This window comes from Aquabacterium sp. OR-4 (genome assembly GCF_025290835.2).
Lineage (GTDB): Bacteria > Pseudomonadota > Gammaproteobacteria > Burkholderiales > Burkholderiaceae_C > Pseudaquabacterium.
Window position 1 is genome coordinate 818830 of record NZ_JAOCQD020000001.1, and the last position, 15345, is coordinate 834174.

13 protein-coding genes and 1 pseudogene are annotated in these 15345 nt (G+C 72.8%); all 14 read left to right on the plus strand.

The window, feature by feature from the left end:
- The first annotated feature begins 6 nt into the window (after positions 1-6).
- Positions 7-1005 (plus strand): helix-turn-helix domain-containing protein, encoded by a 999-nt coding sequence (locus N4G63_RS03405; RefSeq protein ID WP_314599348.1) that lies wholly within the window; start codon positions 7-9, stop codon positions 1003-1005.
- A gap of 130 nt (positions 1006-1135) precedes the next feature.
- Positions 1136-2863 (plus strand): cyclic di-GMP phosphodiesterase, encoded by a 1728-nt coding sequence (locus N4G63_RS03410; protein WP_314599349.1) that lies wholly within the window; start codon positions 1136-1138, stop codon positions 2861-2863.
- Entirely contained in the window at positions 2860-5172 is a 2313-nt protein-coding gene (locus tag N4G63_RS03415; protein ID WP_314599350.1) for a putative bifunctional diguanylate cyclase/phosphodiesterase, read from the plus strand. The genes N4G63_RS03410 and N4G63_RS03415 overlap by 4 nt, the downstream gene beginning before the upstream one ends.
- Positions 5173-5213: 41 nt before the next feature.
- Complete coding sequence (locus tag N4G63_RS03420) at positions 5214-5573, plus strand: DUF1840 family protein (RefSeq protein WP_314599351.1); 360 nt, start codon at positions 5214-5216, stop codon at positions 5571-5573.
- A gap of 48 nt (positions 5574-5621) precedes the next feature.
- A complete protein-coding gene (locus N4G63_RS03425) occupies positions 5622-6269 on the plus strand; it encodes a YbhB/YbcL family Raf kinase inhibitor-like protein (RefSeq protein ID WP_260788769.1) in 648 nt (215 codons plus the stop codon).
- A gap of 12 nt (positions 6270-6281) precedes the next feature.
- Entirely contained in the window at positions 6282-6926 is a 645-nt protein-coding gene (locus N4G63_RS03430) for a histidine phosphatase family protein (RefSeq protein WP_260788768.1), read from the plus strand.
- A 212-nt stretch (positions 6927-7138) separates the two neighbouring features.
- The gene (locus tag N4G63_RS03435) at positions 7139-7693 is read left to right on the plus strand and encodes a GspH/FimT family pseudopilin (RefSeq protein ID WP_260788767.1); all 555 of its coding nucleotides are present in this window, start codon (positions 7139-7141) and stop codon (positions 7691-7693) included.
- The gene (gene pilV, locus N4G63_RS03440) at positions 7690-8223 is read left to right on the plus strand and encodes a type IV pilus modification protein PilV (protein ID WP_260788766.1); all 534 of its coding nucleotides are present in this window, start codon (positions 7690-7692) and stop codon (positions 8221-8223) included. Before N4G63_RS03435 ends, pilV begins: the two co-directional genes overlap by 4 nt.
- A complete protein-coding gene (locus tag N4G63_RS03445; RefSeq protein ID WP_260788765.1) occupies positions 8220-9239 on the plus strand; it encodes a PilW family protein in 1020 nt (339 codons plus the stop codon). Before pilV ends, N4G63_RS03445 begins: the two co-directional genes overlap by 4 nt.
- Positions 9236-9889: a pilus assembly PilX family protein gene (locus N4G63_RS03450; protein ID WP_314599352.1), complete on the plus strand. Its 654-nt coding sequence runs from the start codon at positions 9236-9238 to the stop codon at positions 9887-9889. The genes N4G63_RS03445 and N4G63_RS03450 overlap by 4 nt, the downstream gene beginning before the upstream one ends.
- A complete protein-coding gene (locus N4G63_RS03455; RefSeq protein ID WP_260788764.1) occupies positions 9886-13194 on the plus strand; it encodes a pilus assembly protein in 3309 nt (1102 codons plus the stop codon). Before N4G63_RS03450 ends, N4G63_RS03455 begins: the two co-directional genes overlap by 4 nt.
- A gap of 80 nt (positions 13195-13274) precedes the next feature.
- Positions 13275-13679, plus strand: coding sequence for a hypothetical protein (locus N4G63_RS03460; RefSeq protein ID WP_260788763.1), 405 nt, complete (start codon positions 13275-13277; stop codon positions 13677-13679).
- A gap of 24 nt (positions 13680-13703) precedes the next feature.
- Positions 13704-14147 (plus strand): type IV pilin protein, encoded by a 444-nt coding sequence (locus tag N4G63_RS03465; protein WP_260788762.1) that lies wholly within the window; start codon positions 13704-13706, stop codon positions 14145-14147.
- A gap of 110 nt (positions 14148-14257) precedes the next feature.
- Positions 14258-15131: pseudogene (locus tag N4G63_RS03470) on the plus strand (sterol desaturase family protein); the annotation flags it as partial.
- Positions 15132-15345: the final 214 nt, after the last annotated feature.

The window sequence follows — 15345 nt, forward strand, 5'->3', positions numbered from 1 at the left end:
TCGAACATGCCCCAGCGCCCATCCCATGCCGCCGAAGATGCCTTGCCGGGCCCCCAGGCCGGGCCGCCGGCCAGCCCCGCCGCCGCCGCGCCACCCGGCTTGCCCAGCTATGCGCTCTATGGCGAGCATGGGCGCACCGAGGCGGTGGACTGGCTGCACTGCGAAGACATCGCCAGCCGCAGCAGCCGCCACGACTGGGAGATCCGCCCGCACCGGCATGCGGTGCTGTTTCAAATTCTGTACATCGCCCGCGGCCGCGCCCAGGCCCAGCTGGAGGGCCGGGCGCTGGCGCTGCGCGGGCCCTGCGTGCTGCTGGTGCCGGCGCTGGTGCCGCATGGCTTCAGCTTCGAGCCCGGCATCGACGGTCTGGTGCTCACCGTGCTCGAGGCGCATCTGGCGCAGCGCCTGGCCGCCACGCCGGCACTGGCCGCCGCGCTGATGCAGGCCCGGCACCTGGCCTGGCCCAGCGCGCAGGCGCCGGCCGCGCGCGCGGTGGCCGAGGCGCTGGCGCGGCTGCAGGCCGAGTTCCGCGCGGCCGAGGCCTGGCGCGACCTGATGCTCGACGCCGCGCTGCTGCAGCTGGCGGTGGCGCTGGGCCGCGCCGCGCCGGCGCTGCCGGGCCGCAGTGCCGAATCCGCCACCGGTCCGGCCCGTGCCACGGCCCATGTGCGGCGCTACCGCGCGCTGGTGGAGGCGCAGTTCCGCCAGCAGCCGGCGCTGGCCGCGCTGGCGGCCGAGGTGGGCATCACGCCCACCCAGCTCAACCGCGTGTGCCACCAGGTGCTGGGCCATGCGGCGCTGGCGGTGCTGCACAACCGCCTGCTGCTCGAGGCGCAGCGCGACCTGGCCTACACCACGCTCAGCATCAAGCAGGTGGCGCTGGGCCTGGGCTTTGCGGATGCCGGGTATTTCAGCCGCTTCTTTCGCCACCACACAGGGCATGCACCCAGCCGCTGGCGCGCGCTGAGCGCGGCCGCCGGCACCGGACCGGCCGCGTCGGCGTGACGCAATGCACGCCAGGGCGTGTCACTCGCCCTGGCGTTCAAGTCGGGCCTCAGGTCTGCCGAAACAGCAGCACAAGCGGGCGTGGCCCGTGGCAGTGTGCATTCGCGAGAGATCAATCAGCATGGCGACGATGGTCGACGTTGGGGGCCTGCGGGTCGGGATGTTCATCCACCTCGATCTGGGGTGGTGGGCGCATCCCTTTGCGCTCTCGAGTTTCATGATCACCAGCCCCGAGCAGATCGAGCAGATCCGCGCGCTGGGCAAACGCCAGTTCCGCTGGAGCCCTGAAAAGAGCCGGCCGCAAGATGGGCCGAGCACGCTGCCGGCCACCGCGGCCGAACCGGCCCAGGCCGCAGCCAGCCCGGCTGCGCCGGCCGACACGGCGGCCAACAGCGACAGTGTGGCCACCCCTGCGGCCACTACGGCGGCGACCCCTGCGGCCACCACGGCGGCCACCCCTGCGGCCACCACCGAAGTCACCACCGCGCCTGTCCATCCGGCCACCGCTGCGCCGGCCACCACCGTCAATGCGGCGCCGGTGCCGCCGGCCGCCCAGGCCGCCGCCGCCACATCCGCCGCCAAGCCTGCCGCCCCCGCGCTTGCCGCCCAGAAGGGCCTGGCGCCCGGCCGCCCGCCCGCCGTGGCGGGCGCGGGCCAGGCGCCATCCCCCAGCGCATCCAGCCCGCGCGCCGCGACGGGGGGCGCCGCACCGGCCCAAGCCGGTGCCAGCGCGGCCGGCAACGCCAGCGCCGCGGGCGGCACGCCCCCGCCCGGCGGCCCGCGGGGCGCCGCTGCGGCCGGCCCTGCGGCGCCGGGCGCCGGCGCGCCGGTGGCCCTTGAGCGCGCGCGCCAGCGTGTGGCGCTGGCGGCGCAGCGCGAGGCGCAGGCCCTGTGCCAGCGCCAGGTGGGCGAGGCGCGTGATGCCTGGGCCGAGGCCGCGCGCCTGGTCAGCAGCACGCCGCAGCAGTCGCGCGAGATCGCCGAGGGCCTGACGCGCGCGCTGCTCGACAAGATGATGGTCGACCAGGACATGTGCGTGCGCGTGCTGTCCGACGACGGCTGCGACCCCGTGGCCGGCCATGCGCTGAACGTGGCCGTGGTCTCGCTGCTGATGGGCCGGGTGTTCGGTTTTCCGGCCGAGGACATGCTCGACATGGGCGTGGGCGCGCTGATGCACGACATCGGCAAGCTCGAGCTGCCCGAGCGCGCCCGCCACGACGACGACCGCTGCGGCCCCAGCGAGCAGGCGCTGTACCGCGAGCATGTGGGCCTGGGCGTGGCCCAGGGCCGGCGCATGGGCCTGAGCGAGGGCGCGCTGCAGGTCATTGCCCAGCACCACGAGATGGCCGACGCCAGCGGCTTTCCGCAGCGCCTGATCCTCGACCGCATGGGCGGGCCGGCGCGCATCGTGGCCCTGGTCAACCGCTACGACAAGCTGTGCAACCCGCGCCACGCGGCGCAGGCGCTGACGCCGCACGAGGCGCTGTCGATGATCTTTGCCCAGTGCAAGACCAAGTTCGACGCGTCGATGCTCAATGCCTTCGTGCGCATGATGGGGGTCTACCCGCCGGGCTCGGTGGTGCAGCTCACCGACGACCGCTACGCCACCGTGGTGAGCGTCAACTCCACCCGCCCGCTCAAGCCGCGGGTGCTGGTGTGCGATCCGGCCGTGCCGCCCGAGGAGGCGCTGCTGCTGAGCCTGGACCGCGAGCACAACCTGGGCATCCGCCGCAGCCTCAAGCCGCTGCAGCTGCCCGCGGCGGTGCGCGACTACCTGTCGCCGCGCCAGCGCATGGTGTACTTCTTCGAGCCGCTGGCTGCTGCCAACGGTGCCGCGGCGGAGGAGCTGGCTGCGTGAGTCGCGCCCTCGTTCCCTACCAGTCGCCTGACGCGTCGGGCGGTGGCGCGGCGGCGCCGCCGGGCGCGGGGGTGGCTGCGCCTGCCGGCGCAAACACGGGCACCGCCGCGCCTGCCGGCGCCAGCGTGGGCACCGCCGCGCCTGCCGGCGCAAACACGGGTACCGCCGCGCCTGCCGGCGCGTCGTGGTCCGCGGTGCTCGCCGCGCTGCCCGATGCGGCCTGGCTGGTCGAGGCCTCGGGCCTCACCGTGTGCGCCGCCAACCCGGCCGCCCTGCGGCTGCTGGGGCGTGCGGCGGCCGGCGTGCTGGGCCAGCGGGCCCAGGCGCTGATTGCCACGCCTGAAGACCAGGCCTTCTGGGACGAGGTGCAGCACGGCCATGCCGATGCGCTGGCCTCGGACACCGTGCTGGTCGATGCCAGCGGCCGCCTGGTGCAGGTGACGCGCCGCGTGCAGCCGATCCTGGCCGAGCCCGACGCCGCGCACGCATCCGGGCACGGCGCCGAACCCGGACCCGACCCCGCCGTCCAGCCCGCCGCGGCACGGGCCACGCACTACCTGGTGGTGGTGCACGACCGCAGCGAGGCCCAGCGCCAGCAGGACGAGCGCGAGCTGCTGCTGTCGGAGCTGCAGGCCACGCTTGAATCCACCGCCGACGGCATCCTGGTCACCGACCTGGCCGGCCGCATCCGCGCCTTCAACCGCCGCTTCGCGCAGATCTGGGGCCTGCCCGAGAGCCTGCTCACCGAGCGCCAGGACGAGGCGGTGTACGACTGGATGCGCCGCAGCGTCGACGAGCCTGAGGCCTACCAGCGCCGCATCGGTGCGATCCAGGAGGCCACGCTGCTGCAGGCCACCGAGCGCATCACGCTGCACTCGGGCCAGGTGATCGAGCGCGTCACGCGGCCGCAGCACTGCCATGGCCGGCCCTGCGGCCGGGTGTGGAGCTTTCGCGACCACACCGAGCTGGTCAGCGCCGGCCAGCGCATCGAGGCGCTGAGCACCACCGACGCACTGACCGGCCTGTTCAACCGCCGCCAGATGGTGGCCACGATCACCGAGTCGCTGCGCCAGGCGCGCCGCGCGGGGGGCTCGCTGGCGCTGCTGCTGCTGGACCTGGACCGCTTCAAGCAGATCAATGACAGCCTCGGCCACGAGGTGGGCGACCGCGTGCTGGGCGAGACCGCCGAGCGCCTGAAGGGCTGCCTGCGCCAGGGCGACCTGGTGGCCCGCGTGGGCGGCGACCAGTTTGCCGTGCTGGTGCACGAGGCCGACAGCCGGGCCGCCGAGGCCACCGCGCGCCGTGCGCTGGAGGTGGTGGCCCAGCCGATGGCGGTGGACGGCCTGCAGTTCACCCAGACCTGCAGCGTGGGCGTGGCGCTGTTTCCGGGCGATGCCAACGACGCCGACCACCTGCTGCGCCATGCCGAGAGCGCCATGCTGCGCGCCAAGCAGGGCGGGCGCGCGTGTTTCCGCTTCCACCAGCCGCAGCACGACGCCAACCTGCGCCAGCGCATGCGCATCGACCATGCCATGCGCCAGGCCCTGGCCAGCCACCGCTTTCGCCTGCATTACCAGCCGCAGGTGCAGCTGACCACCGGCCGCGTGATCGGCGCCGAGGCGCTGATCCGCTGGCGTGATCCCGAGCTGGGCGAGGTCTCGCCCGGGCAGTTCATTCCGGTGGCCGAAGAAACCGGCTTCATCATCGCCATCGGCGACTGGGTGCTGGCCCAGGCGGTGCAGCAGGCCGCGGCCTGGCGCAGCACCGGGCTCGAGCTGCCGGTGTCGGTCAATGTCTCGGCGCTGCAGTTCCAGCAGGCCGACTTCATCGAGCGGGTGGGTGCCGTGCTGCGCGAGCACGAGCTGCCGGGCGAGCTGCTCGAGCTCGAGCTCACCGAGAGCCTGCTGGTGCACGACGCCGACGAGGCGCTGGCGCGCATGTCGCAGCTGTCGGCGCTGGGCGTGCGCATGGCCATCGACGACTTCGGCACCGGCTATTCCAGCCTGGCCTACCTGAAGCGCTTCCCGATCGACCGGCTCAAGATCGACCGCAGCTTCGTCAAGGCCCTGCCGGCCGACGAGAGCGATGCCACCATCGTGCGCGCCATCGTGCAGATGGCCCAGGCGCTGGGCCTGACGGTGATTGCCGAAGGCGTGGAGACCGAGCCGCAGCGCATGTTCCTCACCGATGCCGGCTGCGACGAGTTTCAGGGCTTCCTGTATGCCCCGGCGCTGGACGCCGAGACCTTTGTCGACCGCGTGCGCGCCAGCCGCGACCGCACCCGGCCGCGCCTGAGCCTGGTGCGCTGATGCGCTGACCGGCCGGGCACAGGCGGCCCGGGCGGGGCAGAATGTCACACCCGACCGCCACCACCGCAGCCCACCGCGTGATCTACAAGTTCAAGAGCCAGGCCACGCCCGACCTGATCATGCTGGCGCCGCATGGCGACGCGCTGCTGCGCCTGCTGGGCCGCGAGCCGGCGGCCAAGGGCATCGTCGAGCCGGCGGCCATGGCCGCAGCCATGGCCGCCATCGAGCAGGCGGTGCTGGCCGCCGAGGCCGCACGCGCCCAGGCCGAACGCGAGGCCGAGGCCCGCGGCGAGAGCCTGGCGCCCGCCGAGGGCGTGGGCCTGCGCCAGCGCATGTGGCCGATGGTCGACATGCTGCGCCGCGCCGCCGCCGCCGAGGTGCCGGTGGTGTGGGGCGTTTGAGGGCCGCGCGGCCATGCCGGCGCTGAGATCACGAAGGCAGTACCGACCATGAGACTCTGGAGCGAGGCCTGGGCCAACGGCGAAAGCATTCCCGAGCGCTTTGCCGCCGGCCGCCTGGCCGCCGACGGCAGCGTGCTGTTCGGCGACAACCTGAGCCCGCCGCTGCAATGGGCCGATCTGCCGGCGGGCACCCGCTCGCTGGTGCTGATGTGCCACGACTTCGACGTGCCCAGCCGGCCCGACGACGTGAACCAGCCCGACCGCGAAGTGCCGGCCGACCTGCCGCGCATCGACTTTTTCCACTGGCTGCTGGTCGATCTGCCGCCCACGCTGACCGGGCTGGCCGAAGGCCAGTGCAGCCGCGGCTTCACGCCACGCGGCAAGCCGGGCCCGGCGGCGGCACCGGCCATGGGCCTGGGCGAGGGCGTGCGCCACGGCCGCAACGACTACACCGCCTGGTTCGCCGCCGATGCCGAACTCGCCGGCTGCTACTTCGGCTACGACGGCCCGTTTCCGCCGTTCAACGACTCGCTGGTGCACCACTACCTGTTTGCGCTGTATGCGCTGGACGTGCCGCGCCTGGCCGTCGAGGGCCCGTTCGACGGCGGCGCGCTGCGCGGCGCGCTGGCCGGCCATGTGCTGGACGCGGCCACGCTGTCGGGCACCTACACGCTCAACCGCCGGCTGCGCCCATGAGGGCCCGCGCCGGTGTCTGACCCCACCCGCCTGATCGCCATCCGCCACGGCGAGACGGCCTGGAACGTCGAGCGCCGGCTGCAGGGCCAGCTCGACATCCCGCTCAACGCGCTGGGCCAGCGCCAGGCCGCCAGCCTGGCCGAAGCCCTGCGCGACGAGGGCCTGCAGGCCGTGGTGGCCAGCGACCTGGGCCGCGCCTGGCAGACCGCCCAGGCCCTGGCCGCGCCGCTGGGCCTGCCGGTGGCGGCCGAGCCCGGGCTGCGCGAGCGGGCGTTCGGGGCGATGGAAGGCCACACCTACGAAGACATCGAGGCTCGCTGGCCCGACTGGTCGGCGCGCTGGAAGGCGCGCGATGCCGGCTTTGCCGCGCCCGAGGGTGGCGAGAGCCTGACCGGCTTCTACGCACGCTGCGTGGCCGCCGTCGAGCGCGTGGCGCTGGCCCATGCCGGCCAGGCCGTGGCCCTGGTGTGCCATGGCGGCGTGCTCGACTGCCTGTACCGCGCCGCCACCCGCCTGCCGCTGGACGCGCCACGCACCTGGCAGCTGGGCAATGCGGCGGTGAACCGCCTGCTGCACACGCCGCAGGGCCTCACGCTGGTGGGCTGGAACGACCAGTCGCACCTGGACAGCCTGGCGCGCGACGAAGCCGCCAGCTGAGGGCGGCGCCCGCACGTCGCTTCGGCGCCCCGAGGGGGCCGCGCACCCCCGCATGGGGCCGGCGGCAGCGCGAGCCAAAACTTGAGCCGCGCGGCGCGCGAAGGGCGTGCAAGTCCACACGCCTGACGCAAAGCGTTACGAGGCCGCGCCCTATGGCGGCGGGCCTGCCCTGCCGATAAACCGGTGGCAGACCCCCCGTCACGAGTGCCGCCATGAAGTCATCCCTGTCCTTGCCGAACGTCAGCCGACGCCGTGCGCCACCCCGGCGCGTGGCGGCCGGCGTCACGCTGGTCGAACTGGCCGTGGTGCTGGTCGTGATGCTGCTGCTGATGTCGGTGGCCGCGCCGGCGATGTCGGAGTTCACCGCCAACAACCAGGTGGTGGCGGCGCGCTCGTCGCTGTCGGCCACGCTGGCGCTGGCACGCTCGGAGGCCGCCAAGCGCAGCCGCCCGGTGATCGTGCAGCCGCTGGCCGGTGGCAGCGACGGCAACGAGTACGCCAATGGCTGGGAGGTGGTGGTCGATGAAGACAGCAACGGCAGCGCCGGCGACAGCGAGCCGCGCATCCGCCGCGTGGCGGCGCTGCCGGCGGCGGTGCGCGTGGCCGGTGACGCCAGCCTGAGCTTTCGGGCCAGCGGCGCGCTGTCTGCTGCCAGCGACCAGGTGTTCACCGTCTGCCGCGCCAGCGGCAGCGCCCGCGGCTACAGCGTCACGGTCACGCCCAGTGGCCTGGCCGATGTGGCCAGCATCGACGATTGCGCCACATGAGCGCGCCGACCCGTACCCCGGCCCGCCCGCCGCAGCCCCGGGCTCGAGCGCGGTGGCGCCGTAGCCGCGGCGTCGCGCTGATGGAGGCCCTGATCGGCGTGCTGCTGCTGTCGATGGCAGCGCTGGCCTATGCCGCGCTTCAGGTGCGCGGCCTGACCGGCAATGCCAGCGCCATGTGGCGCAGCAAGGCCACGCTGCTGGCCACCGAGATGGCCGACCGCCTGCGCGCCAACCCCACCGGCGTGGCCGAGGGCCGCTACGCCGCGTTGAGCAGCGCCGAGGCTCCGGCCTGCGGCGAGGCGAGCGCCTGCACGCCGGCCAACATGGCGCGGCTGGACCATGTGCAATGGTCGGCGGCCCTGGCCAATGACCTGCCGCAGGGCCGCGGCGTGGTCTGCCTGGACGCCACCCCCGACGACGGCCAGGTCGACAGCCCGGCCTGCGACGGCGCCGGCGCGGTGTTTGCCGTCAAGGTGTTCTGGCGCGAGCGCGGCGAAGCCTCGCGCCTGACCGTGGCGGTGCGGCCATGAGACACCCGCCGGCGCGTGGCATGACCCTGGTCGAGCTGATGATCGGCATGGTCATCGGCCTGTTTGTGGTGGCGGTGATGGGGGCCGTGTACGTGGGCAGCCGCAGCACCTTCATGGCCCAGGAGTCGACCGGCCGCATGCAGGAGAACGGCCGCTTCGCGATGGACACCATCACGCAAGACCTGCGCATGTCGGGCTTTCGCGGCTGCCTGGGCCAGAACGCGGTGGTCAACACCCTCAACACGCCGCAGGGCGTGCTCTACGACTTTGCCCAGCCGGTGTGGGGCAGCCGCAGCGTGGCCGGGGTCTGGACGCCGGTGCTGGGCGCACCGGTCAACGGCCTGGCGCCCCATGCCGGTGGCGACGTGCTGGTGGTGCGCCGCCCGGCCGGCGTGGCCTGGGCCCTGGTGGGCGAGATGGCCAGCGTGAACGCCGCGCTGCCGATCACGCCCACCGCCGCCTTTGCGCAGGGTGATCTGCTGGTGGTGGCCGATTGCGTGGGCGCCAGCGTGCTGCAGGCCAGCAATGCCACGCCGGGCCCGTCGGGCACGATCGAGCATGTGATGGGCGGCGGCCTGGTGCCGGGCCTGGCGCAAAACAGCCTGGGCCGCACCTACGCCCACGACGCCCGCGTGTGGCGGATGCAGACCCTGGTGTACTACCTGGCGGCCAGCGCCCGCCACACCGGCCAGGTGGCGCTGTGGGTCTACCGCAACCCCACCTATGGCGAGGCGCAGCGCACCGAGCTGGTCACCGGCGTCGAGCGCATGGCCATCCGCTACGGGCTGGACACCGACGGCGACCTGTCGGCCGACCGCTTTGCCGGCGCCGACACGGTGCCCAACTGGGCCCAGGTGGTCAACGCCCGGGTCGAGCTGCTGCTGGCCGGCAGCCGCGACACCCGCACCAGCACGGCCCAGCCCTACACCTTCAACGGCGCCACCACCACGCCGACCGATGGCCGCCCGCGCGCCGTGATGTCCACGCTGGTGACCTTGCGCAACGCGATGCCATGACCCACCTCCCACGCGCCCTGCGCCTCGTGCGCCCCCCCGCCGCGGGGCATTGCCGGCCCGCCGCGGCCGCCAGGCTGCGGCGCGGCCGGCCCGCGCGCGGCTTCTCGCTGATCGTCATCCTGCTGACGATGCTGGTGCTGTCGTTTCTGGCGCTGGGCGCGATGAACAGCTCGATCGTGCAGGAGCGCATGGCCGGCAATGCGCGCGACCGCAACGTGGCGCTGCAGGCCGCCGAGGCCGCGCTGCGCGATGCCGAGGCCGAGATCGAGGCCAACCCCAACTCGGCCAACGGCTTCACCGAAGACTGCAGCACCGGCCTGTGCATTCCGCCGTCCGACACCGCCAGCGGCCCGACCTCGGCGCCGATCTGGCAGACCCTCGACTGGGCCACCCAGGCCCGCGCCTACGGCAGCCGCACCGGCGCGCCGGCCCTGCTGGGCCCGGGCAACGAGGCCTTGTCGAGCCAGCCGCGCTACGTCATCGAGCGCCTGCCCACCTTGCCACCGCGCAGCGGCGACAGCGCCTGCGTGGGCGGCGGCTGCGGCAATGCCCCCACCGACAAGGCGCGCGCGTACCGCATCACCGCGCGGGCCTCGGGGGTGCGAGCCAGCACGCTGGTGATGCTTCAATCGGTCTACGTCAAGCAATGAACCCGCTCTCTGCCATGGCTGCGGCGCTGCGCCGCGCGCACGCCCCCCGCCCGGCCCTGCTGGGCCTGCTGACCTGCCTGGCCTGGCTGCCACCGGGCGCCAGCGCCCAGGCGCTGAACTTTGCGCAGACGCCGCTGTTCCTGGGCACGACGGTCAAGCCGAACGTGCTGGTGGTCTACGACAACTCGCAGTCGATGGACGGCACCATGGCCGGCAAGCTGATCGCCGGCAACGACGACACCACGCGCGGCAACATCGCGCGCAGCGTGCTGCGCTCCACCATCGCCAGCTACCGCAACTCGTTCAACTGGGGTCTGGCCAGCTTCGACATCCAGTCGTCCAGCGTCTACACCACCTACGCCTACTTCTTCGGCGCCGACGCCGAGGTGCTGTTCACCAACGATTGCGTCAACGGCCTGTCGGCCAGCAACGCCAACCTGCGCTGCATGCCCAACCCGCAGCCGGCCAACGGCTTCAACTTCCTGACCTACAAGCTCTCGGGCGACGACCCGGCGATCAACGACGTGCTCTACGCCGGCGACAACGGCACGCAGATCTGGGGCATCGGCGTCAACGGCAGCACCAAGTACAAGGTGTTTGGCGACCACCGCAACACCAGCGGCTGGAACGACGGCGACTTCACCGGCGAGAAGTACGGCAGCCCCTGGAGCTTCTCGGCCACCGACGCCGGCTACCTGCCGGCCACGCCGCCCAACCGGCGCCTGGTGTTCGTCAAACGGGCCTGGGGCTACTACGCCGGCATCTCCGGCAAGGGCAAGATCAACCAGTCGGTGGCCGCCGACAGCGACACCCAGTACAACGCGCTGATGGCCCTGCTGGCCAGGGAGACCGGCGACAACACCACCGGCGAGCTGAAGAACGCCGCCGTGTTCACGCCGCTGGCCGGCACGCTGGGCACGGTGAAGGACTACTTCGGCAACACCCTCAGCGGCAAGGCCACGCCGATCACGCAGAGCTGCCAGCGCAACTTCGTGCTGCTGGCCACCGACGGCAACCCGACCGGCAAGACCGACGGCAACATGTACGCGCTGGCCGACCAGGTCAACACCTACAACCCGGCCACCGGCACCTGGAGCTTCGGCACCGCGGCCAACGACGTGTTCACGCGCATCACCAACCTGCGCAGCACCAGCTACAACACCAAGACCTACGACGTGCAGACCTACGTGGTGGGCCTGGGCGACTCGGTGGCCAATGCCAGCTCGGTGGCCACGCTCAACCGCATGGCCAGCCTGGGCGGCACCGATGCGGCCTACCTGGCGAGCGACCAGAACGCGCTGGCCGCGGCCTTTCGCGCGATCAGCGTGGACATCATCTCGCGCACCGCGGCGGCCTCGTCGGTGTCGCTCAACGCCGGCTCGTGGAACACCGGCGCCAAGGTCTACCAGGGCCGCTTCTCCAGCGGCGACTGGTCGGGCCAGCTGCTGTCGCTGCCCATCGGCGGCGACGGCACGCCCGGCAGCACGCCCGACTGGGACGCCGGCCAGAAGCTCAATGCCCAGCACTGGAGCACCGGCCGCCAGATCCTCACCTACAAGCCCTCGGCCGCCCTTGGCAGCCGCGGCGTGCCCTTCCGCTGGCCGGCCAATGCCGCCGCGCCCGCCGCCGGCGAGATGGACCTGGCCGTGGTGACCGCCCTCAACAAGAACGGCAGCGGCACGGCCGACGGCTACGGCAGCCAGCGCCTGGAGTACATCCGCGGCAACACTGCGCGCGAGGTGCGCAACTGCGCCGGCTGCAGCGCACCGACCTTTCGCGACCGGCCGATCTCGGTGCTGGGCGACATCGTCAACTCGGCCCCGGTGTACGTGGGCGGGCCCACCGGCGACTACCGCGACACCATGGAGACCGCGCGCTACAGCACCTACGCCAACAGCCGCGCCAGCCAGACGCCGATGATCTACGTGGGCGCCAACGACGGCATGCTGCATGCCTTCAACGCCAGCACCGGTGGCGAGGTGTTCGCCTATGTGCCCTATGCGGTGCGCAACCGCCTGTCGGCCCTGACCAGCAACCCCTACACCCACTACTTCAGCGTGGACGGCTCGCCGGCGGTGGGCGATGTCTCGGTGGGCGGCAGCTGGAAGACGCTGCTGGTCAGCGGCATGAGCGCCGGCGCACCGGGCCTGTTTGCGCTGGACGTGTCCAACCCCGGCAACTTCACCGAGGCCAAGGCCGCTCAGGTGGTGCGCTGGGAGATCGGCGACAGCGATGCCGACGTGGGCCACATCTTCGGCCGCGCCATCCTCAGCAAGACCCGCGACGGCCGCTGGCGCGCCATCGTCGGCAACGGCTACAACAGCGCCAACGGCCGCGCCGTGCTGATGCTGGTGGATCTGGAGAACGGCGCCATCACCAAGATCGACACCGGCGTGGGCGCCGCCGACAACCCCAACGGCCTGTCGTCGGTGACCGCGGTGTCCACGGCCGACAACGGCGTGGTCGACATCGTCTACGCCGGCGACCTGCGCGGCAACCTGTGGAAGTTTGATCTGTCCTCGGCCAGCAGCAGCGCCTGGACGGTGGCCTACAAGAACGCCAGCAACGTGGCGCAGCCGCTGTTCACCGCCGCCAGCGGCCAGCCCATCACCGCGCGGCCCGACGTGACGCGCTTTCCCAGTGGCGGCTGGATGATCAGCTTCGGCACCGGCCGCTACATCGACATCACCGACAACAGCGCCGGCAGCGGGCAGTCGGTCTACGGCATCTGGGACAACGGCGCCCCGGTGGCCCTGGGCGACCTGCAGACGCAGAGCTTTGGCAGCACCACGGTGAGCGGCAGCGACGGCAAGTCCTACCGCATGAGCACGCATGCGGTGGGCGTGCCCAAGGACACGCTGATCACCGGCGACAACGCCATCACCCTGGCCAACTACTACCTCACCAAGAAGGGCTGGAAGCTGGCCCTGCCCAGCAGCGGCGAGCGCGTGGTGTCGCAGGCCACGGTGCGCGGCGGCCGGCTGGTGCTGTCGTCACTGGTGCCCAGCACGGCGGTGTGCGCCTTCGGTGGCGACGGCTGGATCATCGATGTCGATGTGATCACCGGCAACCGCGCCGAGGCGCTGGACACCAACGGCGATGCGGTGATCGATGACCGCGACAAGATCAACGGCAGCTGGGCCTCGGCCGTCAACGTGGGCTCGGTGCCGGCGGCGGTGACGATCATGAAGGTCAAGAAACGCGACCGCAAGTTCGGCAACACCTCGTCGGGTGCGCTGGTGCTGATCGACGAGAAATCCAATGCCGAGCGCTCGCGCCGCGCCGCCTGGGAGCAACTGCAGTGAGCCACCTTTGCCACACCCCGGCAGGCACCGGGCGCCACAGCGCGCCGGCCTGCGCCCTTGCTGGTGCCGTGCCCCGTGCCGTGCCCCGCGCTTTCAGCCGCACCTTCAGTCGCGCACTCACCTGCGCCCTGGCCGGCAGCCTGCTGGCATTGCCGCTGGCCGCGCAGGCCATCCTGCAGGACGGCCCCGGCGGCACCCTCGAGCAGGGCCGGCGCACGGTGCTGAGCGCACCCGCCCCGGCCGCGGCCAGCGCCACGCTGGAGCTGGTGGGCGCGCGGCTGGACGCGCTGAACCTGGCCACCGGCCGCGTGGTGGTCAATGGCCGCAGCGCCACGCTGCACCCCACGGCGCTGCGGGTGTTCGGCCCGGCCGGGCAGCCGATGTCGGGTGCCAGCGCGCTGGCGGCCGGGCAGACGCTGCGCTTCGCCCTCGAGCCCGGCACGGCGCCTGAGCGCCGCATCGTGCTCATCTTCATCGACCGCTGACCGATGCCCCCCGAGGTCTTGCCCATGCGCCGTGTCCACTTCACCCGCCGGCCTGCCGCCAGGCGCCGCGGCTTCACGCTGATCGAGGTCTGCATCGTGCTGGTGGTGGTGGCGCTGCTGTCGGCCATTGCCTACCCCAGCTACCACGGCCATGTGGCGCGCAGCCGCCGGGCCGATGCCAAGCAGTCGCTGCTGGATCTGGCGCAGCGGCTCGAGCGCTTCTACACCGAGCGCGGCACCTATGCCGGCGCCACGCTGGGCGGCGGCAGCGGCCTCTACCCCACCACCTCGCAGGCCGGCCACTACACGCTGGCCATCGGCTCGCAGTCGGCCGACGGCTTCACCATCACCGCCACGCCCACCGGCAGCCAGACGGGCGACGCCTGCGCCGCCTTCGGCTACAACCACCTGGGCGAGCAGACGGTGAGCAGCGCCGCCACGCTCAGCGCCGGCAAGTGCTGGCAGTGAGCTGAGCAGCCCGCGGCCGCCGCCGGGCCGAAACCGGCCCACCCCGGGAATCCCTGCGCTGGCCACCCGCACGGCGCTGCGGCAGCATCGCGCGAGGAGCCCTCCACCGCATGCTGCAGCCCGCCCAGATCATCGTCCTGGCCACGCCCGTGTTCCTGGGCCTGATCGCCTTTGAATGGTGGCTGGGCCGGCGCCGCGGCCGCGACACCTACCGCCTGCACGACGCCATGGCCAGCATCGGCCTGGGCATGCTCAACCAGCTGGCCGGGGTGATCGCCACGCTGGGCGGCATGGGCCTGTACATCCTGGTGTTCGAGCGCTGGGCGCCGTGGCGCCTGGCCGCCGACGCCGCCTGGGTGTGGCTGAGCGCGCTGCTGCTGTACGACCTGGCCTACTACTGGCACCACCGCCTGGGCCACCGCGTGGCGGTGCTGTGGGCGGCGCATGCCGTGCACCACCAGAGCGAGGACTACAACCTCTCCACCGCGCTGCGCCAGACCGGCAGCAACTGGCTGCTGGGCTGGCTGTTCTACCTGCCGCTGGCGCTGCTGGGCTACCCGCCGCTGGTGGTGGGCACGGTGGCGCTGGTCGATCTGCTGTACCAGTTCTGGGTGCACACCCGGCAGGTGGGGCGGCTGGGCTGGTTTGACCGCTGGTTCTGCAGCCCGTCGAACCACCGCGTGCACCATGCCGTCAACGACGCCTATGTCGACCGCAACTACGGCGGCATCCTGATGCTGTGGGATCACCTGTTCGGCAGCTTTGCCGACGAGCGCGACGACGAGCCCTGCGTCTACGGCACGCGCCTGCCGCTGCGCAGCTGGAACCCGCTGCGCGCCAACCTGCAGGTGTATGCCGCGCTGGCCCACGACAGCTGGCACACCCGCCACTGGGCCGACAAGCTGCGCGTGTGGCTCAAGCCGCCGGGCTGGCGGCCGGCCGATGTGGCGGCGCGGTTGCCGCGGCCGGCCTTTGCGCTGGCCCAGGTGCGGCGCTGGAACCCGCAGCCGTCGCCCGGCGCCCAGGCCGGCGCGCTGCTGCTGTGGCTGGGCGCGCTGGCGCTGGTGGCGGCGCTGCTGTGGCAGGCGCACGGCCTGTCCACGCCGCGGCTGCTGGCCGGCGCGGCGGTGGTGCTGCTGCTGCTGGTGCTGGCCGGCTGGCTCACCGGCGAGCGGGCCGGGGCCGACGCCGCCCTGCC